This window comes from Croceicoccus sp. Ery5 (assembly GCF_020985325.1).
Lineage (GTDB): Bacteria > Pseudomonadota > Alphaproteobacteria > Sphingomonadales > Sphingomonadaceae > Croceicoccus.
Window position 1 is genome coordinate 3,809,116 of record NZ_CP087587.1, and the last position, 21,446, is coordinate 3,830,561.

Annotated in this window: 26 protein-coding genes; 16 read left to right on the forward strand and 10 right to left on the reverse strand. The window is 64.6% G+C overall.

Annotated features, from left to right (window positions below; translation table 11 throughout):
* The first annotated feature begins 67 nt into the window (after positions 1 to 67).
* From LOZ74_RS18045 to LOZ74_RS18090, 10 genes are all read left to right on the forward strand, one after another.
* Positions 68 to 481: an SUF system Fe-S cluster assembly regulator gene (locus LOZ74_RS18045; protein ID WP_230292336.1), complete on the forward strand. Its 414-nt coding sequence runs from the start codon at positions 68 to 70 to the stop codon at positions 479 to 481.
* Entirely contained in the window at positions 478 to 1,986 is a 1,509-nt protein-coding gene (gene sufB / locus LOZ74_RS18050) for a Fe-S cluster assembly protein SufB (protein WP_230292337.1), read from the forward strand. The genes LOZ74_RS18045 and sufB overlap by 4 nt, the downstream gene beginning before the upstream one ends.
* Positions 1,986 to 2,396 carry a hypothetical protein gene (locus LOZ74_RS18055; protein ID WP_230292338.1) on the forward strand — a complete coding sequence of 137 codons (411 nt, stop codon included), beginning with the start codon at positions 1,986 to 1,988 and terminating at the stop codon, positions 2,394 to 2,396. Before sufB ends, LOZ74_RS18055 begins: the two co-directional genes overlap by 1 nt.
* 17 nt (positions 2,397 to 2,413) lie before the next feature.
* The gene (locus LOZ74_RS18060) at positions 2,414 to 2,953 is read left to right on the forward strand and encodes a DUF559 domain-containing protein (RefSeq protein WP_230279528.1); all 540 of its coding nucleotides are present in this window, start codon (positions 2,414 to 2,416) and stop codon (positions 2,951 to 2,953) included.
* Positions 2,953 to 3,723: a Fe-S cluster assembly ATPase SufC gene (sufC, locus tag LOZ74_RS18065; protein WP_230292339.1), complete on the forward strand. Its 771-nt coding sequence runs from the start codon at positions 2,953 to 2,955 to the stop codon at positions 3,721 to 3,723. Before LOZ74_RS18060 ends, sufC begins: the two co-directional genes overlap by 1 nt.
* Entirely contained in the window at positions 3,720 to 4,049 is a 330-nt protein-coding gene (locus LOZ74_RS18070) for a hypothetical protein (protein WP_230292340.1), read from the forward strand. Before sufC ends, LOZ74_RS18070 begins: the two co-directional genes overlap by 4 nt.
* On the forward strand, positions 4,046 to 4,804 hold the full coding sequence (locus tag LOZ74_RS18075; RefSeq protein WP_230292341.1) for a SufD family Fe-S cluster assembly protein: 759 nt from the start codon (positions 4,046 to 4,048) through the stop codon (positions 4,802 to 4,804). Before LOZ74_RS18070 ends, LOZ74_RS18075 begins: the two co-directional genes overlap by 4 nt.
* 50 nt (positions 4,805 to 4,854) lie before the next feature.
* On the forward strand, positions 4,855 to 6,024 hold the full coding sequence (locus tag LOZ74_RS18080; protein WP_230293960.1) for a cysteine desulfurase: 1,170 nt from the start codon (positions 4,855 to 4,857) through the stop codon (positions 6,022 to 6,024).
* A gap of 74 nt (positions 6,025 to 6,098) precedes the next feature.
* Positions 6,099 to 6,569: an SUF system Fe-S cluster assembly protein gene (locus LOZ74_RS18085; protein WP_230293961.1), complete on the forward strand. Its 471-nt coding sequence runs from the start codon at positions 6,099 to 6,101 to the stop codon at positions 6,567 to 6,569.
* The gene (locus tag LOZ74_RS18090) at positions 6,569 to 6,928 is read left to right on the forward strand and encodes an iron-sulfur cluster assembly accessory protein (RefSeq protein WP_230292342.1); all 360 of its coding nucleotides are present in this window, start codon (positions 6,569 to 6,571) and stop codon (positions 6,926 to 6,928) included. Before LOZ74_RS18085 ends, LOZ74_RS18090 begins: the two co-directional genes overlap by 1 nt.
* Before the next feature lie 9 nt (positions 6,929 to 6,937).
* Here LOZ74_RS18090 and LOZ74_RS18095 read toward each other — a convergent pair whose 3' ends face one another.
* The 3 genes from LOZ74_RS18095 to LOZ74_RS18105 all read right to left on the reverse strand — a co-directional run bounded on the left by LOZ74_RS18095 (position 6,938) and on the right by LOZ74_RS18105 (position 9,185).
* Positions 6,938 to 7,903: a hypothetical protein gene (locus LOZ74_RS18095; protein ID WP_230292343.1), complete on the reverse strand. Its 966-nt coding sequence runs from the start codon at positions 7,901 to 7,903 to the stop codon at positions 6,938 to 6,940.
* Between the two features lie 90 nt (positions 7,904 to 7,993).
* Positions 7,994 to 8,416, reverse strand: coding sequence for a hypothetical protein (locus LOZ74_RS18100; protein ID WP_230279521.1), 423 nt, complete (start codon positions 8,414 to 8,416; stop codon positions 7,994 to 7,996).
* Complete coding sequence (locus tag LOZ74_RS18105) at positions 8,403 to 9,185, reverse strand: EI24 domain-containing protein (RefSeq protein ID WP_230292344.1); 783 nt, start codon at positions 9,183 to 9,185, stop codon at positions 8,403 to 8,405. Before LOZ74_RS18105 ends, LOZ74_RS18100 begins: the two co-directional genes overlap by 14 nt.
* 116 nt (positions 9,186 to 9,301) lie before the next feature.
* Between LOZ74_RS18105 and LOZ74_RS18110 the strand changes: the two genes are divergently transcribed.
* Entirely contained in the window at positions 9,302 to 10,297 is a 996-nt protein-coding gene (locus LOZ74_RS18110; RefSeq protein ID WP_230292345.1) for an adenosine kinase, read from the forward strand.
* A gap of 23 nt (positions 10,298 to 10,320) precedes the next feature.
* Here LOZ74_RS18110 and purD read toward each other — a convergent pair whose 3' ends face one another.
* Positions 10,321 to 11,610: a phosphoribosylamine--glycine ligase gene (gene purD / locus LOZ74_RS18115; protein WP_230292346.1), complete on the reverse strand. Its 1,290-nt coding sequence runs from the start codon at positions 11,608 to 11,610 to the stop codon at positions 10,321 to 10,323.
* Here purD and xseA point away from each other — a divergent pair.
* From xseA to LOZ74_RS18135, 4 genes are read left to right on the forward strand one after another with little or no spacing between them, the layout of a single operon-like run.
* Positions 11,610 to 13,118, forward strand: coding sequence for an exodeoxyribonuclease VII large subunit (gene xseA, locus LOZ74_RS18120; protein WP_230292347.1), 1,509 nt, complete (start codon positions 11,610 to 11,612; stop codon positions 13,116 to 13,118). The genes purD and xseA overlap by 1 nt on opposite strands.
* A gap of 26 nt (positions 13,119 to 13,144) precedes the next feature.
* Entirely contained in the window at positions 13,145 to 13,348 is a 204-nt protein-coding gene (locus LOZ74_RS18125) for a DUF2093 domain-containing protein (protein ID WP_230279516.1), read from the forward strand.
* Positions 13,345 to 14,277 (forward strand): M23 family metallopeptidase, encoded by a 933-nt coding sequence (locus LOZ74_RS18130; RefSeq protein WP_230292348.1) that lies wholly within the window; start codon positions 13,345 to 13,347, stop codon positions 14,275 to 14,277. The genes LOZ74_RS18125 and LOZ74_RS18130 overlap by 4 nt, the downstream gene beginning before the upstream one ends.
* 12 nt (positions 14,278 to 14,289) lie before the next feature.
* Positions 14,290 to 15,300, forward strand: a complete 1,011-nt coding sequence (locus tag LOZ74_RS18135; RefSeq protein WP_230292349.1) for an esterase-like activity of phytase family protein — start codon at positions 14,290 to 14,292, stop codon at positions 15,298 to 15,300.
* A 30-nt stretch (positions 15,301 to 15,330) separates the two neighbouring features.
* Here the strand turns inward: LOZ74_RS18135 and rpmB are convergent, their stop codons facing one another.
* A complete protein-coding gene (rpmB, locus tag LOZ74_RS18140) occupies positions 15,331 to 15,609 on the reverse strand; it encodes a 50S ribosomal protein L28 (protein WP_230279513.1) in 279 nt (92 codons plus the stop codon).
* 192 nt (positions 15,610 to 15,801) lie between these two features.
* Here rpmB and LOZ74_RS18145 point away from each other — a divergent pair, with 192 nt between their 5' ends.
* The gene (locus LOZ74_RS18145; protein WP_230292350.1) at positions 15,802 to 16,257 is read left to right on the forward strand and encodes a nucleoside deaminase; all 456 of its coding nucleotides are present in this window, start codon (positions 15,802 to 15,804) and stop codon (positions 16,255 to 16,257) included.
* A gap of 9 nt (positions 16,258 to 16,266) precedes the next feature.
* Here LOZ74_RS18145 and nadC read toward each other — a convergent pair whose 3' ends face one another.
* The 5 genes from nadC to LOZ74_RS18170 form a co-directional block, all read right to left on the reverse strand.
* On the reverse strand, positions 16,267 to 17,127 hold the full coding sequence (gene nadC, locus LOZ74_RS18150) for a carboxylating nicotinate-nucleotide diphosphorylase (protein ID WP_230292351.1): 861 nt from the start codon (positions 17,125 to 17,127) through the stop codon (positions 16,267 to 16,269).
* A gap of 404 nt (positions 17,128 to 17,531) precedes the next feature.
* Positions 17,532 to 18,329, reverse strand: coding sequence for a LytTR family DNA-binding domain-containing protein (locus LOZ74_RS18155; RefSeq protein WP_230279509.1), 798 nt, complete (start codon positions 18,327 to 18,329; stop codon positions 17,532 to 17,534).
* 45 nt (positions 18,330 to 18,374) lie between these two features.
* Positions 18,375 to 19,565 (reverse strand): sensor histidine kinase, encoded by a 1,191-nt coding sequence (locus LOZ74_RS18160; RefSeq protein ID WP_230292352.1) that lies wholly within the window; start codon positions 19,563 to 19,565, stop codon positions 18,375 to 18,377.
* A 115-nt stretch (positions 19,566 to 19,680) separates the two neighbouring features.
* Entirely contained in the window at positions 19,681 to 20,628 is a 948-nt protein-coding gene (locus tag LOZ74_RS18165) for a M48 family metalloprotease (protein WP_230292353.1), read from the reverse strand.
* A gap of 11 nt (positions 20,629 to 20,639) precedes the next feature.
* Positions 20,640 to 21,419, reverse strand: coding sequence for a DsbA family protein (locus LOZ74_RS18170; RefSeq protein WP_230292354.1), 780 nt, complete (start codon positions 21,417 to 21,419; stop codon positions 20,640 to 20,642).
* Between the last annotated feature and the right edge of the window lie 27 nt (positions 21,420 to 21,446).

Below are 21,446 nucleotides of genomic sequence, written 5' to 3' on the forward strand. Positions count from 1 at the left end.
AGCTGCAATTCGGAACGATTTGGTCCGAATTAACGAGTCTGTGCACCCCCATGCGCCGTGAACTGCCATGAGATTGTCCAATCTTGCCGATTATGCGGTGGTCGCGATGCGCGCCGCGGCCGGCCATTGCGGCAGCACCTTGTGGAGCGCGGCGCAACTGGCCGAACAGACCGGCCTGCCCGTGCCGACCGTGCAGAAACTGGTCAGCCGGTTAAGCGCCGCGGGGCTGCTGCGTTCGACGCGCGGGGCGAATGGCGGCATCCGTCTGGCCCGTCCGGCGGCGGCGATCACGCTGGCCGACATTATCGAGGCGGTCGAAGGCCCCATCGCCATGACCCAGTGCAGCGATGGCCCGTCGGGGTGCCAGATCGAACATAATTGCGGCGCGAAACCGCACTGGCCGCAAGTCAACCGTGCCATTCGCGGCGCGCTTGAGGGAATAACGCTCGCCGATCTGGCGAAGGAGGAAGAGGCGGCATGACCGACGCCCCCAAGGATACGACCACGCTGAACGAAGCCGTAGAGCAGGACCGCGAGGCCCGCGAGGCAGCGGCAAAGCTGGAAACATACGAGTTCGGCTTTTCGTCGGATATCGAACAGGAATTCGCGGAAAAAGGCCTGTCGGAAGATACGGTCCGTTTCATTTCGGCCAAGAAGGAAGAGCCGGAATGGATGCTTGAATGGCGGCTGAAGGCCTATCGCCACTGGCTGACCCTGACCCCGCCCGACTGGGCGAAGCTGAACGTGCCGCCGATCGATTATCAGGACGCCTATTACTACGCGGCGCCCAAGAAAAAGCCGACCCTGTCGTCGCTTGACGAGCTCGATCCCGAGATCAAGTCGGTTTACGACAAGCTTGGCATCCCGATCGAGGAGCAGAAGGTGCTGGCGGGCGTGGAAGGCGCGCGCAAGGTGGCGGTCGATGCGGTGTTCGACAGCGTTTCGGTCGCGACGACCTTTCGCAAGGAGCTTGAGGAAGCGGGCGTCATCTTCCGCTCTATCAGCGAGGCGATCCGCGAATATCCCGATCTTGTGAAGAAATGGCTGGGCCGCGTGGTGCCCATGCAGGACAATTTTTTCGCCACGCTCAATTGCGCGGTCTTTTCGGACGGCACCTTCGTCTACATTCCCAAGGGCGTGCGCTGCCCGATGGAGCTGTCGACCTATTTCCGCATCAATGCCGAAAACACCGGCCAGTTCGAACGCACTTTGATCGTGGCCGACGAAGGCAGCTATGTCTCCTACCTCGAAGGCTGCACCGCACCGATGCGCGATGAAAACCAGCTGCATGCCGCCGTGGTGGAACTGGTCGCGCTGGACGATGCCGAGATCAAATATTCGACCGTGCAGAACTGGTATCCCGGCGACGCGCAGGGAAAAGGCGGCATCTACAACTTCGTGACCAAGCGCGCCCTGTGCCAGGGCAAGAACAGCAAGGTTTCGTGGACGCAGGTGGAAACCGGCAGCGCGGTGACGTGGAAATATCCGTCCTGCGTGCTGAACGGCGAAAACTCGGTGGGTGAGTTCTACTCGGTCGCCGTCACCAATAATTACCAGCAGGCCGATACCGGCACCAAGATGATCCACAACGGGAAGAACTCCCGCTCGACCATCATTTCCAAGGGTATCTCGGCAGGCAAATCGAACAACACCTATCGCGGCCTTGTCCGCGTGGGCGCGAATGCGGATAACGTCCGCAATTTCACCCAGTGCGACAGCCTGCTGCTGTCCGACACCAGCGGCGCGCATACCGTGCCCTATATCGAGGTGAAGAACCCCAGCGCCCAGATCGAGCACGAGGCGACCACGTCCAAGATCAGCGACGACCAGCTGTTCTATGCGATGCAGCGCGGGCTGGGCGAGGAAGAGGCCGTGGCGCTGATCGTCAACGGCTTTGCCAAGGAAGTCCTCAAGGAACTCCCGATGGAATTCGCGGTCGAGGCGCAGAAGCTGCTCGCGATCTCGCTTGAGGGGAGCGTGGGGTGATGTTTGGCGGTGTGCTTTCAATTATGCTGGCCATCTCAGCCGCCCACGCCGCTCAGGAAAAGCCACCTATCGGCGATCGGGTCGTGTTCAGCAGTTCGAATGAAATACAAACCGCGTTCGCCCCAGCGTTCGAAGAATACGCTGACTGCGTATCGGATCAAACCGATCAAGCTGAACAATCTAGCCCAGTCAAACAGGTAGAGTTTGCCATCCAATCGTGCGCCGAATTGCGACAAGACTCGATCCAGAAGGCGAACGCTGCATTGGTGCTAGACCCTGCATGGTCTGACCCTGTGGCAGCAGAGGCAGAAGTGAACCGAGCCTTCGATACGCATGACCAGAACCAAAGGGAAAGAGCGATGGTTGTGGAAGCGCAAATTGCGAACTTTCGTCGCAGTCTTGGCAATTGAACACAGGCATCATGGAAATGACCGACCGTAAAACCCTCCAGATCAAGCCTGCGTCCGAGCAGGACGACACCGCCCCTGCGTTGAAAAAGCGGGGCCGCGGGTGGGAGATTTCCGAATCCCGCCTCGACACGCTGCACGACCGTGCGCGCGAGATGCGGCGCGAGCCGTCCGAGGCGCACAAGGCGCTGGCCGACAAGTTCGCCGAAGCGGACATGGGCAAATACAGCTTCAAGCGGTTCGCCGTGGTGGGCTCTGCCATTGTCGATTTCAACTGCCACAACCTCGGCATGGCGATCATCATCGAGGAAGAGGGCGAGAACGAGACGATCGCCACCCGCCGCGACAAGAGCCTTGAGGCCGTGGGCATCAAGGTGATGCGCCTGAAGGCGAGCGACATTCTGGAAAACATGGACGCCGTGCTCGACCGGATCACTGCCGGCATGCGCGTGCGCATCGGTGACCGGCGCGAGGCGCGGGCCAAGCATTTCGAACAGAAGCGCGGAAGCGGGCAGGGCTACAAGCCCCGCACCTATCGCGATGGACCGAGAGAAGACTGATGTTGAAGATTGAAAACCTCCACGCCGAGCTTGCCTCCGATAATGGGCAGGGCAAAAAGATCCTCAACGGGCTGACGCTGGAAGTCGGCGCGGGTGAGGTCCACGCGATCATGGGCCCCAATGGCGCTGGCAAGTCGACGCTCGCCTATGTGCTGGGCGGCCGTCCGGGTTACGAAGTGACCGAAGGTTCGGTGACATTCAACGGTGAGGACATGCTGGAATTGGAGCCGCATGAGCGTGCCGCTGCCGGGCTGTTCCTCGGCTTCCAGTATCCGGTCGAAATCCCGGGCGTCTCCAACGTGCAGTTCCTGCGCGAGGCGCTGAATTCGCAGCGCAAGGCGCGGGGCGAAGACCCTTTGTCGGGCGGCGAATTCCTCAAGCTCGCCAAGGAAAAGGCGGGCCTCTTGAAGCTCGACATGGAAATGTTGAAGCGCAATGTGAACGTCGGCTTTTCCGGCGGTGAGAAGAAGCGCGCCGAGATGGTGCAGATGGGCATTCTGGACCCCAAGCTGGCGATCCTCGACGAGACGGATTCGGGCCTCGACATCGATGCGCTGCGCACGGTGGGTGAGGGGATCAATGCGATCATGCGCCAGCCGGATAAGGCGGTGCTGCTGATCACCCATTACCAGCGCCTGCTCGACTATGTGCAGCCCGACAAGGTTCATATTCTGGCCAGGGGCCGGATTGTGAAGACCGGCGGGCCGGAGCTTGCGCTGGAGCTTGAGCGCGAGGGGTATGAGGCATTGGGCGAAGCCGTGGGTGCATGACCATGCTGGCGGCCTCCATCCTTCTTGCCATCGCACCGGCAGCCGCGCCGCAAGCGCAGCCGCTGCCCGAAGGCGATCCCATCACGGTGATCGCCGGGCGCATGGCAAGCGTGTCCGTCATGGTCGGACAGGATGAACAGGGCCGCTGGCATTGCAGCATGGACGGATCGAGCGGCGTGCCCGCTCTGGATGATCGGCTGTGCAGGGCGGTTACCGATTGCGTCCGCAAGGGCGCCGGCAGCGAGGCGGATGTGACGCAATGCGTGACCCGCAGCAAATCCACGCTGATCGAGAAATTCACGCGCGAAGCGAGGCGCAATTCATGAACGATGTAGCAATTCTTCCGACAACCCGCGACGAGGACTGGCGCTATGCCGACCTCGCCGCGCTGAAAGAGCTGACGGCGGATGTGCTGGACGACTGGCGCGAGGTCGCGATCCCTGCCGGTGGCGTCGAAGTCATGCGCTTCGTGCTTGACGATGAGAACCTCGGCGTGACCCGCCTGAGGCTGACGCTTGGCAAAGGCGCAAGGGCCGAGATCTACGCCATTGCCTCCGCCAGCACCTACGCGCGGCTGGAAGTCGAGGTGACCTTGGCCCGCGGCGCTCATTTCGAATTCGGCGGCGTGACCATTGGCGGCGGTGATACCACGCGCGAATTCGTCACCCGCGTAACCCATGCCGAGCCGGAAGCGACCAGCAATCAGACAATTCGCGCCGTTCATTGGGGCCGTGCGACCGGCAATTTTCTGGGCCGGATCGAGGTGGTGAAGGACGCGCAAAAGACCGATGCGGCGCAGAATTTCCGCGCGATCCTGCTGGAAAAGGGCGCGACCGCGAATACCAAGCCGGAGCTGGAGATCTTTGCCGACGATGTGAAATGCGCCCACGGTGCGGCCATCGGCGCGCTTGACCCGATGGAAGGATTTTACATGGCGGCGCGCGGCATTCCTCCGCAAGTGGCGCGCAGGCTGCAAGTGCAGGCGTTCGTCGCCGATGCATTCTCTGCCATGGAGGACGACGCGCAGGCCGAGGCATTGCTGGGCACGGTTCTGGCCGCGCTGGAAGGGGCGGAGCTGTGACCACCGACCTGCTTTCGCGCCCGAACCGCCTGAAGGCCGATTTCCCCGGCATGGTGACTGCCGAGGGCGCGCCGTGGCACTACCTCGACACCGCCGCCACGGCGCAAAAGCCGCAGGCCGTGGTCGATGCGATGACCCGCGCGCTGGGCCGCGATTACGCGACCGTGCATCGCGGCGTCTATTCGCGCAGCGCGGAAATGACGCTGGGCTATGAAGCCGCGCGCCGCCGCATCGCGGGCTTTGTCGGCGGGGCCGAGGACGAGCTGGTTTTCACCCGCGGCGCGACCGAGGCGATCAATCTGGTCGCCGCAACATGGGGTGCAGCAAATCTGCAAGCGGGCGACCGCATCCTGCTGTCGGTGCTGGAGCATCATTCCAACATCGTCCCATGGCAATTGCTGCGCGAGCGGACGGGGGTGGAGATCGACGTCTGCCCGCTGAACGAGGATGGCCGCATCGATATCGATGCTGCACGGCAGATCGTTGATAACAGGCACAAATTATTCGCACTGGCGCATGTGTCGAACGTGCTGGGATCGCGGCTGGATGTCGCCGCCGCTGCCGGCCTGGCGCAATCGGTGGGTGCGAAATTGCTGCTGGATGGCTGTCAGGCCGTGCCGCGCCTGCCGGTCGATGTTGCGGCGCTGGGCTGCGATTTCTACGTCTTTTCGGCGCACAAGCTGTATGGGCCCACGGGCATTGGCGCGCTGTGGGCGCGGCGCGAATTGCTGCAGGCGATGCCGCCCTATCAGGGTGGCGGTTCGATGATCGACCGCGTGACATTCGAACGCACCACATGGGCCGACGCGCCCCAGCGTTTCGAGGCTGGAACCCCCGCCATTACCGAGGCGATCGCCTTTGCCGCAGCGGTCGATTATGTCGAGGCGATCGGCATGGAAGCCATCGCCGCGCACGAGGATCGCCTGACCGCCAAAGCGCGTGAGGAACTGGGCCGGATCAATTCGCTGCGGCTGTGGGGGCCTGACGACAGCGCGGGCATCGTCAGCTTTACGATGGACGGTATTCACCCGCACGATCTGGGCACCATATTGGACGAGGAAAACGTGGCGATCCGCGCGGGCCACCATTGCGCCCAGCCGCTGATGGACCATCTGGGCGTTCCGGCCACGGCGCGCGCCAGTTTCGGCATATATTCCGACGAGGACGATATTGCCGCGCTGATCCGCGGCATCGAACGTACGATAAGGATTTTCGGCTAATGCAGACCCCCGAAGACCAGAACAACAACATCCGCGACGATGGCCGCGTGATCGCGCCCTCTCCGTTCGACGAGATGCGGCCCGCCCATCAGACGGTGGCCAGCGAGACCGTCGACAGCGTAGAGGCGCCGCGCCGCGCGCGCGTGGACGATGCGGTGGAACAGCCCGAGGAGCGCAGGAAGGATTATCTGGAAGGCTTTTTGAAGGAACGCCCGCAAGGGATTTCCGGCAACGAGCCCGGCGGCGATCTGTACGAAAGCGTGATCGCAGCGCTGAAGGAAATCTATGACCCCGAGATTCCGGTCAATATCTATGACCTTGGCCTGATCTATGGGGTCGAGATCAGCGACGACGGCCATGCCAACGTCACCATGACGCTGACGACCCCGCATTGCCCCGTGGCCGAATCCATGCCCGGCGAAGTCGAATTGCGCGTCGGTTCGGTGCCCGGTGTCGGCGATGCCGAAGTCAATCTGGTGTGGGACCCGCCGTGGGACCCCCAGAAGATGAGCGACGAGGCGAAACTCGAACTGGGGATGCTGTGATGAGCGAGACAAAGACCCGCCCCGCCCCCAAGGCCGCCGTGACGCTGACCCCTGCGGCAGAGCAGCGCATTGCCGATCTGATGGCGCAGGCACCTGCCGATGCCATCGGCGTCAAGCTGTCGACCCCGCGCCGCGGCTGTTCGGGGCTTGCCTATTCGGTCGATTACGTGACCGACGAGCAAAAATTCGACGAGAAGATCGAGACCCCCGGCGGCACCTTCTATATCGACAGCGGCTCGGTCCTCTATCTGATCGGCAGCGTGATGGACTGGCGCGAGGATGATTTCCAGGCGGGATTCGTGTTCGACAATCCCAACGCCACCGGCGCGTGCGGTTGCGGGGAAAGCTTTACCGTCTAGGCAGGGCCCTCAGGCCGCGGGCGGATCGCCGCCGGCAAGGAAGTGCAGCAGGGCGCGGTCGTATTCGTCGACTTCGCCATTGGCTTCGACCTGCGCGTCCAGCCATGCCTGTTCGATTTTCGTCACTTCGGCCTCTGCCGCAAGCCTTGCGTCCAGATCGGGTTCGGCGGGTTTCTTGCGGCCGAACACCACGCCCGCGCTGTTGGGCACGGCCTTGACCATGCGGGTCATGAACCGGCCCACATTGCTGCTGCTGTCGTTCATGAACGCATTCAGTTCGCCCGCGCGTTCGCGGCTGATCTGCGCATTGGCGGCGGAATAGGCCTGAAGATAATTGCCGACGCCCTGCACGAACAGGCGTTTCCACCCGCGCGCATTATCGGCGCCCATGGTCGCGTCCTTGATGCGGAACAGCAGCTCGGCCTCGCGCTGGCTGATCGCGGCGGGGCGGTCGCTGGCCTGCCCGAACAGCACGCGGCGCAGCATGTTGACTTCGGCATCGCTGACATGGCTGTCGGACAGCGCGCCGCCACCCGAAAAATCAGCACCATAGCGTGTCGGTCCGGTGCCGGTCAGAACCTCGCGCTCGATCTGTTCGAGGACGAAATCCTTAAGCTTTTGCGGCACGTTCTTCGCCCGCTCGATCATGCGGGTCAGCAATTCCAGTTCGGCCATCGAATCGATCTTGCCGTCATGGGTAACCTTGGCGATCAGCCAGTCGGCCTGATCCTCGGCCATATAGCCGCGCGGCTCCTGCCGGTTGAGCAGATATTCGCCCAGCGCCTCGACGAAAAAGTCGGTCCATGCCGCGCTTCCCGTGCCAAGCGTATGATTGACCGCGAAAATCGCGTCCGCCTCTTCCGCCGAGATCGAGCCGTCGCACCAGCCGTTACGGCGCAGATCCAGCAGTTCCGCATCGGTAACGATGCCGTCCTGCGCTGCCTGCGCTGCGATTTCCTGAAAACTGATCGTCATGCGTTCCGCCAAGGCCTGTGGATGTCTGTCCGGCCCAGATATCGCGCATCACGGTTAAGACGGGGTTAGCGCCCGCCTTTTAGCCGCCATTCACCGCTGCCGCATGGCCGAGACACAGGCGGCGCGGTCCACGTCCTGCCCGTCGCTGCGGCGCGCGTCGATCCATGTGGCGGTTTCCTTTGCGCCCTGACGCGGCGGATAGAGAAACACGTCGAGCGTGCAGCGCGTGCCCGAAAACTGCATCTTGCGCGCATCCCCCTCCCATACGTCGAGGCGGGGGGTGCCGAACTGGCGGATCAGCCCGTCGGCATCGGCGCCGATCACCCCTTCAAGACCGGGCCCCTGCATCACCCGCGCCGGGCGGAAACCGGTGGCCGGAACCGGCTGTGCCTGTTGCGGGGGCACGCCCTGTACCGGCGGCGGGGCGGACGGGCGCGATTGTTTTACCGACGGGGCACAGGCCGCCAAAGCCGGCAGCAGCGCCAGTGCGGCGATCAGATTACGGGACATCATGGCCGTCTGCGGGTTTCCCGGCTCTGCGCGCGGCGGCGCGGTGGACTAGATGGGTGGCGGCTGCCGCGCCCAGAAAAGGGGCCAGCAGGTTCGCGACCGGAATGGCGAGCAGCCCTACCACCCCCAATCCCAACAGGAAACGGGTGCTTGCGGTGAGTGGTGCAATTGTGCCGTTCATTGCCGCCCCCTTCGTGTCAAAGCGGGCCCAGACCATGTCCTGCAATTCGCGCCCCAGCAGGAAGGCGTTGACGGTAATGAACAAAACCGCCGTGCCGACGCCGGTGATCGCCAGTGCCAGTGCGACGGGCAGGGCCAGCGCATTGACGAACAGCGCCCGCATCGCGCCGCGCAGGGCCATGGCGATTTCCTCTGCCAGCGGCACATCGCGCGCGGTGAATGCGGGGTAATGCTTCGCCTCGACCAGAGAGACGACGTTATCGGCATAGAAATTGAGCACCGCCATGGAGACGATCCTCCACGCCAGCCATGCGCACAGCACGGCGGCGATGACGGCCAGCAGATTGCCGAGCCCCGCGATCCACGCATTTTCGGTGCCTGCCATCCATTCGATCCCCGCATCGAATGCCGCAAAGCCGCCCCAGAACACCAATGCCAGCAGCACCAGCGACACCAGCGCGCTTTTCACCAGCACGCGCATCACCCGCGCATCGGCCAGCTGCGCCGCGCCCAGCGCGAAGGCACCGGGAATCGTCAGCGTTTGCAGCGCATTATCCGCAATGGCGCGGCGGGGATTGTCGGGAACGGCCATGGTGCGAAAGGGTAGATGCTCTGGAAGGCTTGCTGTCAACGGCTTCGCCCGATAGCGAGACCGCCATCCACGATCATGGCGCCGGTTCCGCGCGCGCCGCATTTCAAAGGAAGATCATGACCGAACCCCGTTTCGACGTTCTCGCCATCGGCAATGCGATTGTGGACGTGATTGCCAGTTGCGACGACGGATTTCTGGCCGAACACGCGCTGGACAAGGGCGCGATGCGGCTGGTCGATACGGCAGAGGCCGAGGCGCTTTACGCCAATATGGGGCCGGGCAAGGAAGTGTCGGGCGGATCGGCGGGCAACACCTGTGCGGGTCTTGCCGCACTGGGCAGTCGCTGCGCCTTTATCGGGCAGGTCGCGAACGACCAGCTGGGCCATGTGTTCGCGCATGACATCCGCGCGGCGGGCATTCATTACGCGGTGCTTCCGCGCGAAGGCGAGCCGCCCACGGCGCGCTGCCTTGTGCTGGTGACGCCCGACGGGCAGCGCACGATGAACACGTTTCTGGGCGCGTCGCAGTTCCTGTCGGCAGCCTCGATCGATCCTGCCCTCGTGGCCGATGCCAAGGTGCTTTATCTGGAAGGCTATCTGTGGGACCCCGATGGGCCGCGCACCGCGATGCAGGGCGCCATCGAATGCGCGCGCGAAGCGGGGCGCGAAGTGGCCTTTACCCTGTCGGACGCATTCCTGCTGGACCGCCACGGCGACGATTTCCGCGCGATGATCGAAGCGGGCGAGATCGACATATTGTTCGCGAACGAGGGTGAGGCACTGGCGCTTACCGGTACGGACGACATCGAAAAGGCGATCGGCTGGCTGGCTCCGAAGCTGCCCGTTCTGGTGGTCACGCGCAGCGAAAAGGGCGCGCTGGCCATTCGCGGGGACGAGCGGGTCGAAGTGCCTGCCGAACCGGTCGCGCAGGTGATCGACACGACCGGCGCGGGCGACAGTTTCGCGGCGGGTTTCCTGCACGGCCATGTGCAGGGCAAAAGCCTGAAGGAAAGCCTGACATTGGGCGCGGTCGCGGCGGCCGAGGTGATCGGCCATTACGGCGCGCGGCCCGAAGCCGATCTCGCCCAGCTGGCGCGTGAGCGGCTGGGCTGAGAACCGCGTGGGTTAAAGGGGCGTCAGGCGCCCTTTTCCCGCGCCACTTCGCGCCAGCCGATGTCTCGGCGGCAGAATCCGGTGGGGAAATCGATCGCGTCGACCGCGCGATAGGCTGCGGCCTGCGCTTCGGTCACGGTCGCGCCGGTGGCGGTGACATTCAGCACGCGCCCGCCATTGGCCCTCAGCGTATCGCCATCCAGCTTCGTGCCCGCGTGAAAGACCTTTGCGCCGGTCGCTTCGGCTGCGTCCAGCCCGCCGATCGCGCCGCCCTTTTCGGGCGTGTCGGGATAGAAGTTCGCCGCCATCACCACGGTCAGCGCGGTCCTTGGCGACAGGCGTGGCGGGCGCAGGGCCGACAGGCGGTATTCGGCGGCGGCGAGCAGCAATTCGCCCAGATCGTCCTCCATCCGCATCATCAGTACCTGACATTCGGGATCGCCGAAGCGGCAGTTATATTCGATCAGCTTCGGCCCCTGCTTCGTCAGCATCAGCCCGGCATAAAGCACTCCGCAATAGGGCGTGCCCCGACCTGCCATGCCCGAAACGGTCGGGGCGATGATCTTTTCGATCACTTCGCCTTCCAGCAGCGCGGTCAGCACGGGGGCGGGGCTGTATGCGCCCATGCCGCCGGTATTGGGGCCGGTATCGCCTTCGCCCACGCGCTTGTGATCTTGTGCAGAGCCAAAGGGGACGATGGTGCTGCCGTCGGTCAGCGCGAAAAAGCTGGCTTCCTCGCCAGTCAGGAATTCCTCGATCACCACGCTGGCGCCGGCGCTGCCGAAACGGCCGCCGAAGATGTCTTCCACCGCCTCGCGCGCTTCTTCCAAGCTTTCGGCGATGATCACGCCCTTGCCCGCCGCCAGACCGTCGGCCTTGATCACGACGGGAATGGTGAAACTCTCCAGCGCGGCCAGTGCCTCGTCAAGGCTCTCCGCCTTGGCATAGGCGGCGGTGGGGATGTTCATTTCGTCGCACAGCCCCTTGGTAAAGGCCTTCGACCCTTCCAGCTGCGCGGCGGCGGCGCTGGGGCCGAACACCGCGATTCCGCCCGCGCGCAGATCGTCGGCCAGCCCTGCGACCAACGGAGCCTCTGGCCCTACGACCACCAGCCCGATTTCGCGCTCTTCGCAAAAGCGCATCACCTGTGCATGATCGGCCACGTCCAGCGTGACGAGAGCGGCGCATTCGGCCATGCCCGGATTGCCGGGGGCGGCGAACAGCCGGTCTCCGTTTTGCAAAAGGCGGGATTGCGCCAGCTTCCATGCCAGCGCATGTTCGCGCCCGCCCGAGCCGATTAGAAGGATATTCATTGCCGCGCAGTCCCTACGATAACTATTCCGACGGTGAAGAGTCGCCGCTCCTAGCGCGGCAACGGGCGGGCGACAACGCCGAGCCGCTGACCGTGTCGGAAATCTCGAACGCGTTGAAGCGCACGGTGGAGGACCGTTTCGGCCATGTGCGGCTGCGCGGTGAATTGTCGGGCGTCAAACGCGCGGCCAGCGGGCATATGTATGCCGCGCTAAAGGACGACAATGCGGTCATCGACGCGGTAATGTGGCGCGGCAATGCGCAGCGCCTGTCGTTCCGGCCCGAAGACGGGATAGAAGTGGTCGCGACCGGCAAGATCACGACCTATCCGGGGCGCAGCAAATACCAGATCGTCGTCGATTCGATGGAAATCGCGGGCGAGGGCGCGCTGCTGGCCTTGCTGGAAAAGCTGAAGGCAAGGCTGGACGCCGAAGGGCTGTTCGCCCCCGAACGCAAACGCCGCCTGCCGTTCCTGCCGCGCGTGATCGGCGTGGTGACGTCGCCCACCGGATCGGTGATCCGCGATATTCTGCACCGGCTGGCGGACCGGTTTCCCAGCCGCGTGCTGGTCTGGCCGGTCATGGTGCAGGGCAAGGGCGCGGCGGAACAGGTTGCTGCCGCCGTGCGCGGTTTCGGCGCGATAGAGGCAGGCGGCCCCGTGCCGCGCCCCGATGTGCTGATCGTCGCGCGCGGGGGCGGATCGATCGAGGATCTGTGGGCCTTTAACGAGGAAGTGGCCGTGCGCGCCATTGCGGGCAGCCCGATCCCCGTGATCAGCGCCGTGGGCCACGAAACCGATACCACGCTGGCCGATTATGCCGCCGATTTGCGCGCGCCGACGCCCACCGCAGCGGCCGAACTGGCCGTGCCGGTGCGTGCCGAACTGGCCAATATGCTGGCCGAACTGGGCCTGCGCAAAAGACGCGGGGTGCAGCGGCCTGTCGCTCTGGCGCGGGAGAGGCTGGATAACTGGAGCCAGCGACTGCCCGATCCGCGCGCCATCGTGGCCGAACGCGGGCAGCGTATCGACGATCTGGGCGAAAGGCTGCGGCGCGGTCTGGCAACGCGGGCGGCCAAGGCGCAGGGGCGCCTGTCCGAAGCGGGCGGTTTCCTGCGGCCCGCCGTGTTGACGCGCATGGTGGCGCAGGAACGGCGGCGCATGGCCAGCGTGCCGGACATGGGCCGCATGGTCGCCCGCATCCAGCAGCGCCGCGCCGAGCAACTGGCCGCCACCGCGCGGCTATTGGGCCAGCTCAATCCCTATGCCCCGCTGGAGCGCGGCTATGCCGTGGTCACCGGCGCGAACGGGGAAACGGTGACTAGCCGTGCCGCCGCGGCGGCGCAACCGGGGCTGACGCTGCGATTCGCGGACGGCACCATCGATACGGTGCCTGCGGGCAGCGCGCCTTCATCCCCGCCTTCACCCACACCTGCACCAAGACCCGCGCCCCGTCGCACGCGGCAGGACGCACCGAAAGAAGGCGGTCCCGAGCAGCAATCATTGTTTTAACCCGCGATGATCGTTAGTTTGGGGGCATGTTGATGAATTCCTCTACCGGCCCTGCCAAGCTTCTCTATGGCCCCAACGGGTTCCGCCAGATGACGCCCGGCGATCACGTATTGTGCGCGGTCACCGGCGCGCCGATCGCGCTCGACATGCTGCGTTACTGGAGCGTGGACCGGCAGGAGCCCTATGCCACTGCCGAAATCGCGACCCAGCGCCTGCTGCAAGACAAATGATACGGGCGGCCACGGCATCGCTTGCGGTGCTGGCTGCAGGCTGCACCGTCGTTCCGGCTGCCGAACAGCCGCAGGCCGTGGCGGCAAAGCAGGGTGCGCCCGCTCGCGCACTATCGTCTGCGCCATCACCTGCGCCGACCCCGGCGCCCGCGCCCGTTCCCGCAGCATTGCCGCCCGCGACATTCGCCTTTTCGGGCGAGTTGACGCAGGGCGGCTGGATTCGCGGCGTTGCCCCCGCAGGCACGGTATCGCTGATGCTGGACGATGCGCCGGTGCCGATGGCGGCGGACGGATCGTTTCTGGCGGCATTCGACCGCGATGCAGGCCGCAGCGCCACGCTGGTCGCCACGCGCAGCGACGGCACCACGGCGCGCCAGCCGCTGACCGTGTCGCCGCGCGACTGGAATATCGAGCATATCAATGCCGCCCGCCGCGCCGGCGGGGCGAGCGAGAGCTTTATGCAACGCCGCCAGCCCGAGCTGGAGCGGATCCATGCCGCGCGGGCGATGAAGACCGATGCGGCCGGTTGGCGGCAGGATTTCATCTGGCCGGTGAAGGGCCGCATTTCGGGCCGTTTCGGATCGCAGCGCATCTATCGCGGCGAACCGGGCAGCTATCATACCGGCATCGATATCGCGCCGGGCGCGGGAACCCCCTATGTCGCGCCTGCCGACGGGGTGGTCGTGCTGGCCGCCAGCGACTTCTCGCTAGAGGGTAATCTGCTGATTATCGACCACGGCAACGGGCTCAACAGCGCGTTTCTCCATTCGCAAAGGCTGGATGTGAAACAGGGCGACCATGTGAAGCAGGGGCAGCAACTGGGCCTGATCGGGTCGAGCGGCCGCGCCACCGGCCCGCATCTGCACTGGAGCCTGATGTGGGGCACCTCGCGCCTTGACCCGCTGCTGTTTACCGGACCGCAGGGGTAAGGGGTCTTTTCGATGACTGCTCCGCGCCGCGCATGGCGACGTCTTGCGCGGGTGCTGGCCGTGACCGGATTTGCCGCTGTCGTGATGGCCGTGGTCTGGTTCCGGTCGGCCCCGATCACCGCCAGCGGATCGCAGGACATTGCCTTTCGCCCGATTACAGCGCCGCGTGATGCCATTCGTTCGCTGGCCCCGTTCGAAGTGGCGGGGGCGTGGCAGCTGACGGGCGATCCGGCGCTGGTGACGGGGCTGTCGGGGCTGGACGTGCTGCCCGACGGGCGCTTGCTGGCCGTGGGCGATCGCGGATCGCGCGTGGTGATCGCGCCGCCCGCATGGGTCGGGTCAGGCCCGCGCCATCAGGTCGGGAAACTGGACAAGCCGCCCGAACTGCCCGTCGACACGGCCGATTCGGAAAGCGTCACGGTCGATCCCGCGACGGGTGCCTATTGGACCGCGATGGAGACCGATAACCGCGTGGTATTCTATGCGGCGGACGGTTCGCGGCGGGCCGATGCGGATCCGGCGGCGATGGAGCACTGGCCCAAGAATGTCGGGCCCGAAGCCATGGCACGGCTGGCGGACGGGCGATTCCTGATACTGGGCGAAATGCGCGAGAGGGGCCGCGACCGGACATTCCCGATGCTGCTGTTTTCGGGCGATCCGGTAAAGGGCGCAGAGCCGGTGCATGCGCATCTGGCCATGCCGGGCGATTACAAGCCGGTGGGCGCGGCGGTGTTGCCCGACGGGCGCGTTCTGGTGCTGGGGCGCGATCTGCGCTTTCCGTTCCGTTTTTTCAGCCTGATCGCGCTGATCGATCCACACCGGATCAAACCGGCCGCACTGGTGCGGGCACAGGCTGTCGCCACCATCACGGGCGGTGCGCTGTCGGATAATTACGAAGGGATCGCCGCTGCGCCGGGTGCGGCGGGGCGGATAAGGGTCTGGCTGGTGTCGGACGACAACCAGCAGCAAATCCTGCAGTCGACCAAGCTGCTGGAATTAACGGCAGACCCCGCCGCGCTGTGAGGCAGGCGGGGTCGATACCGTTAAAAGGCCTCAGGCGGCCTTGATCAGCTCGCGCTTTACCTTGCGGGCGCGCAGCGACAGCTTTTCGTCGTTGGTCTTCAGCAGCCAGTTGTCGAGGCCGCCGTTATGTTCGACCGAACGCAGGCCCTGCGTCGAAACGCGGAACTTGAAGCTGCGCTCCAGCTTCTCGCTCATCAGCGTGACGTTCTGCAGGTTGGGCAGAAAGACGCGCTTGGTCTTGTTATTGGCGTGGCTCACATTGTGGCCGATCTGGCGACCCTTGCCGGTCAGTTCGCAGATGCGCGACATGGCTTACAACTCGCTTTCAAAGAATCCGGTGGTTCCGGCCCAGCTTGGAAACTGGCAATCTGCCGGAGAAAGCGGCGCGCATAGCGGCCCCATGGCGAATCGTCAAGCAACTCGCCGTAACAAGGCCGCGCCATCGGCGCTTTCGCGGTTGCCATTGCCCGCATTGGCCGATTCGGGCAAGCCCCGCAGGCAATGAACAGATGGCCCCTTCCCGAACCCATGGCGCTGGCGCTGGAACAGGCGCGACATGCGCAAGAGCGCGGCGAAGTCCCCGTGGGCGCGGTGGTGGTAAAGGATGGCGCGGTCGTGGCGGCGGCGCATAATGCCCCCCGCAGACTGCACGATCCGACGGCCCATGCCGAAATGCTGGCGATTCGCGCCGCCGCCGAAGTGCTGGGCGACGAAAGGCTGGCGGGCTGCGATCTTTACGTCACGCTGGAGCCATGCCCGATGTGCGCGGGCGCGATCCAGCATGCACGCATCGCGCGCGTCTATTACGGGGCGGGCGATCCAAAAGGCGGCGCGGTCGACCATGGCCCGCGCCTGTTCGACCGCGCGGGCAGCCTGCACCGGCCCGAGGTTTACGGCGGCATTGGCGAGGACGAGGCAGCGGAACTGCTGCGCGGGTTTTTTGCCGGAAGGCGGTGATTCGCCGCTCTACGCGATCTGGAAATCCAGCCCGATATCGGCGGCAGGCGCGCTTTGGGTCAGCCGGCCGACCGAGATATAGTCGACCCCCGTTTCCGCGATCGCGCCGATCGTTTCCAGCGTGACCCCGCCCGAAGCCTCTGCCGGAACGCGTTCGGCAATGATCGCCACCGCCTTGCGCAGGGTGGCGGGGGGCATGTTGTCGAGCAGCAGATGGGTCGCCCCGGCCTCCAGCGCGGGTTCGATCTGGTCGATGCGATCGACCTCGCAAATGATCTCGGCCACGCCGGCGGCCTTGGCGCGGGCCACGGCTTCACCGACGCCGCCCGCGACGGCGACATGGTTATCCTTGATCATCGCGGCATCCCACAGACCCATGCGATGATTCTGCGCGCCGCCCATTTTCGTCGCGTATTTCTCAAGAAAGCGCATGCCCGGTATGGTCTTGCGCGTATCGAGCAGCGTGCATTTCCCGCCGATGGCGGCGACATATTGCGCGGCCATGGTGGCGATGCCCGACAGGTGCTGGACGGTGTTCAACGCGCTGCGTTCCGCCGTCAGCAAGGCGCGGGCATTGCCCGACAGGCGCATCAGATCGGTCCCCGCCCCGACCGCGGTGCCGTCGGTCACCAGCATCTCGATCTCTACATCCGGATCGAGCGCGGTGAAAAAGGCGGCGGCAATCGGCAGCCCCGCGACGGTGATGGCATCACGGCTGTCCATCACGCCCGAAAAGCGCGCATCTTCGGGGATGACACTGGAACTGGTGACATCGACGCCGCCCCCTTCCAGCCCGATGCCCAGATCCTCGGCCAGAGTGGCCTGTACGAAGGCATCGAGATCGAAGCCGGTCAGCGTGAAGTCGTTCATGCAAGCCAGATGCGGTGTTTGATCAAGGACTTCAACCCAGCCGAAAAAATTGCCAGCCGCAAGGCGCCAATCGAATCCAAAACGGGCCGCGAAGCGAGACCCGCAAGCGCGAACGCGCGCCGCGCCTTATTGGCGCGAAGCCAAGGCGGGCGGACGCCCGCCGCCCGGCGTCTGAGGGACCAAAACAAAAATGTGCCGCGAAGCGAGACCTGCAAGCGCGAAAGCGCGCCGCGCCTTATTGGCGCGAAGGCAAGGGGCGCAGATGCGCCCCGCCCGGCGTCTGAGGGACCAAAACAAAACGGGCCGCGAAGCGAGTCCCGCAAGGCCGACCGGCCGCCGCCGCTTATTGCGGCGAAGCCAAGCGGGCCGGATGGCCCGCGCCCGGCGTCTGAGGGACCAAAAAACTAGTGCACGAAGCGCGCCACCACGTCGCGATAGCTGCGCGATACTTTCACTTCCGCGCCCGAGCCCAGCACGAGGAAACATTCGCCATTGGTGTGCGGCTTTACCTGACGGACCTGATCCAGATTGACGATGGTCGAGCGGTGCACGCGCTGGAAATGGCGCGGGTCGAGGCGGCGTTCCAGATCCTTCATCGTTTCGCGCAGGATCAGCGAATTATCGCCGGTATAGATGCACATATAGTCGCCTGCGGCTTCGATATGTTCGATCGTGTCGACATCGACGCGGAAGATCTGGCCGCGATCCTTGACGTTGAGCATCTTTTCGAACCGGCCGGTGGCGGTTTCCTCACCCTCGGGCATGGCGTCGATCGCGTCGGGGGCGACTTCGGCCAGCACGTTTTTCAGCTTTTCGACTTCCTCGGTGTTTTTCTTTTCCGCGATGCGGGTGCGGGCGCGAGATACGGCATCGGCCAGACGGTCTTCCTCGACCGGCTTCATCAGATAATCGACGGCATTGGCCTCGAACGCCTTCAGCGCATGTTCGGAATAGGCCGTGACGAAGATGAACAGCGGCGGATCGATGCCCATCACGCCTTTCACGACCGAAAACCCGTCGAAACCGGGCATCTGGATGTCGAGGAAAACGAGGTCGGGTTTCTCCGTCTTGATCGCGCGGATCGCCTCGCGCCCGTTGGCGCAGGTGGCGATAATCTCGATATCCGGAAATTGTTCGAGCCTCAGCTGGAGGCCCTGGATGGCCAGCTTCTCGTCATCGACGATGATCGTGCGGATGCTCATTGTGTGCGGTTCCTGTCAAAGAGGGTTCAGGGAATAACGAGCGAGCTAGGACATGGTTTCTGGCTGGGACATGACTGGCCCCGACGAGCCGTGCGCCGCTTTCGGCGGATTGACGCCCTCGGCGGTTTCGAAGGGCAATTCGATGATGACGGCAAAGCCTTCGTGCGGGCGCGAGCGGATTTCGAAGCGCTGCTCCTCGCCATAGGCCTGCGCCAGACGTTCGCGGATATTGGCAAGGCCGACGCCGGTGGAATGGCGCGTATCGACCGTCGTCCCCTGATGCGCGACGCCGATCACCGCATCGGGATCGACGCCGAACGGCACGCCCGGGCCAGTATCGGCCACCGTGATGCGCAGCCTGTCCGCCTTGCGCTGCGCCGAGACGGAGATTTCCGCGCCGCTTTCCTGCGGGCTGACGGCATATTTGATCGCGTTTTCGACCAGCGGTTGCAACAGCAGCGAAGGCAGCACCGCCTCGCGCGCTTCGTCATCGATGTCGAAGCGGGTGCGCAGGCGTTCCTCGAACCGCATGCGTTCGATGTCGAGATAGAGTTTCAGCGTATCGATCTCTTGCGCAACGGTGACGCGACCCGTCGGCGGATTGACCAGAGTATAGCGCAAAAAGCTGGACAGGCGCGAGAGCATCGCATTGGCCGGTTCGGTCTGTTTCAAAAGCACCAGAGTGCTGATGGAATTCAGCGTGTTGAACAGGAAATGCGGATTGAGCTGATAGCGCAGCATGGCCAGCTGCGCGCTGGTCGCCTGATTTTCAAGGCTGAGCAGCCGGTCGTTCTGTTCTTCGACCTGCAGGAAGAAATTGATCGCGTAATACAGCGCCGACCATGCGCCCAACAGGGTGAGATCGAGGTAGAATACGCCCAGAAACAGCGAGGCGAAGCCCGGATCGCTGGACGGGCGATAGAGCGAGATCACCCATGAATCGATAAAGGCATAAAGGCTGACCGCCACGGCCAGCACCAGCGCGGTCGCCCCCCATGTCACCAGTGGCTTGCGCCCGATCAACGTGCGGAAGATGACCGAGAGGATCAGGCTGATCGAAAAGCCGGTGAAGGTCGCCACCAGCACGATGACAAGGAACGACACCGGCTGTGCATTGGCAAGGCTGGACATGGCGCGCAGCAACATCGCCCCGCCCCAGCCAAGCGACTGCAAGCGCCAGAAGGCGCGGTTCTTGTCGGCGAAGAACGGAAGCGGGCGAACGGGCAAGACGGCCATGGTGTCGACTCGATAACCGAAAATATCGCGGCGCAACAGTTGGCAAACCCTTCTGCGACCTGACCGGCGGGAGCCGCCCGTCGCAGATGCGGGGCGCGTGGTCGATTTCAGGCGTTCAGGGCTTCGCGTCCTCGCGGCTCATCGGAAAGCGGCCGGACCAGTCATAGGGTGCGGCATCCAGCGCGGCGATCAGCGCGCGTTCCTGTTCGATGGCGTCGATCCGTTCGTCCCATGCGTCATGGGTGGGGGCAAGAAAGCCGTAATCGTGGTGGCGCATCCATTCGCGCTGAAAACGCACTGCCCCCGCCGTGTCGAAACCCGCATTGGCCAACAGCCAGACCGAAAGCCGGTCGGCCTCGCGCTCGTTATGGCGGATCTTGCCCCAGCCCTTGCCTTCCTCGGTGCGCTTTTGCGGATGGCGCAGCAGGTTGTGCGCCAGTTCGTGCGCGATCGCGGCGGCCAGCATGTCATCGTCGGGGATCGCATCGACCAGCCTGCGGGTGACGAGCACGCGTTGCCCGTCGGCGCGGGCCGAATCGCCGCTGGTCAGCAGTTCGAAGCGGCTGGCGCAGGCGGGCACTCCGGTGATGGACAGCTCTTGCGGGCCATCCGCCGTGCCGATGGTAATGGCCAGCGCGCCATCGCGGACCAGCGCGGCGTCGATCCGGTCATGCAGCGCGGTCAGCCTTTGATAATCGCCCGGTTCCGCATCGGGGAATTGTGCCGCGTCCATACCGTCCAGCGCCATCACCGGCCGGTTGGCGCGCAGCCCCGCCTTGTCGGCAGGCGATCCGCTGGCGACCGCGCCGACGGAAATGTCGCTGTCCAGCCCCAGCGCGGCACGCATGGCGGCGGGATCGGTCCAGCTATGGCTGTCCTGCAACAGCAGGCCGACGGCAGGGATTGTCGCCTGACAAAAGGGCGCATTGGCGCGGATCAGCCGCCAGCCGATCGATTGCACCCGCGCGTCCAGCATTTGCAACTGGCGATAGGGGTTCGCCTGTTGCGCCATGGCGGGCACTGCCGGCAAGGCCATGGCCAGCGCGGCAAGCGCCGCTTTCATGGCGCGATGCGTCACCGTTTTTCGGGGTAGAGCGCCACGCGCAGGGCCGACTGGCCGACCGCGCCTTCCATCACCTGATCGCCCGCGATCCATGCGGGCGTGCCGCTGATCTGCAATTGCTGGGCGAACTCGCGATTGGCCTCGATCTCTTTTGCCACGTCCTCGCTGCCGGCATCGGCGCGGGCGCGGGTCATGTCGAGGCCCGCCTGTTTCGCGGCCAGTTCGATGGCATCGTCGGTGGGACGGCCCTGTGCGTACATGGCTTCGTGAAAGGCTTCGAACTTGCCCTGTTTCGCAGCGGCCAGCGCCATTTTGGCGGCTTCCACCGAACCCTGGCTGAGGATCGGGAATTCGCGGATCACCACTTGCAGGTCGCTGTCCGCCGCGACCAGCGCCTTCACATCCTCGACCGACTGGCGGCAATAGCCGCAGGCGTAATCGCTGAATTCCACCAGCACCTTGCTGCCCTTGGGATTGCCCAGCACTGCGCCGGGGAAAGCCCTGGTCAGCCCGTCGCCCGCATTGGCCAGCTGTTCGGTGGTCTGGCGGCGCTGCAATTCGGCGATCGCCTCGGGCAGCACTTCGGGATGTTCGAGGATATATTGCCGCACTATCAGCCCGATGGCTTCCTCCTGCTCTGCCGAGAAGCCCGCCGCGGCGATCGCGGCCTTGGCATCGGCGTCGGCATCCTCGGGTCCATTGGCGCGCAGGGCCCAGAATGCGCCCAGCACCACCACGGCCAGAAGCGCGGCGACCAGCACGATGCGAAGCGGGGATAGGCGGAAAGTCATGGCGGATGGGGACCTGTCGTTTCGGAT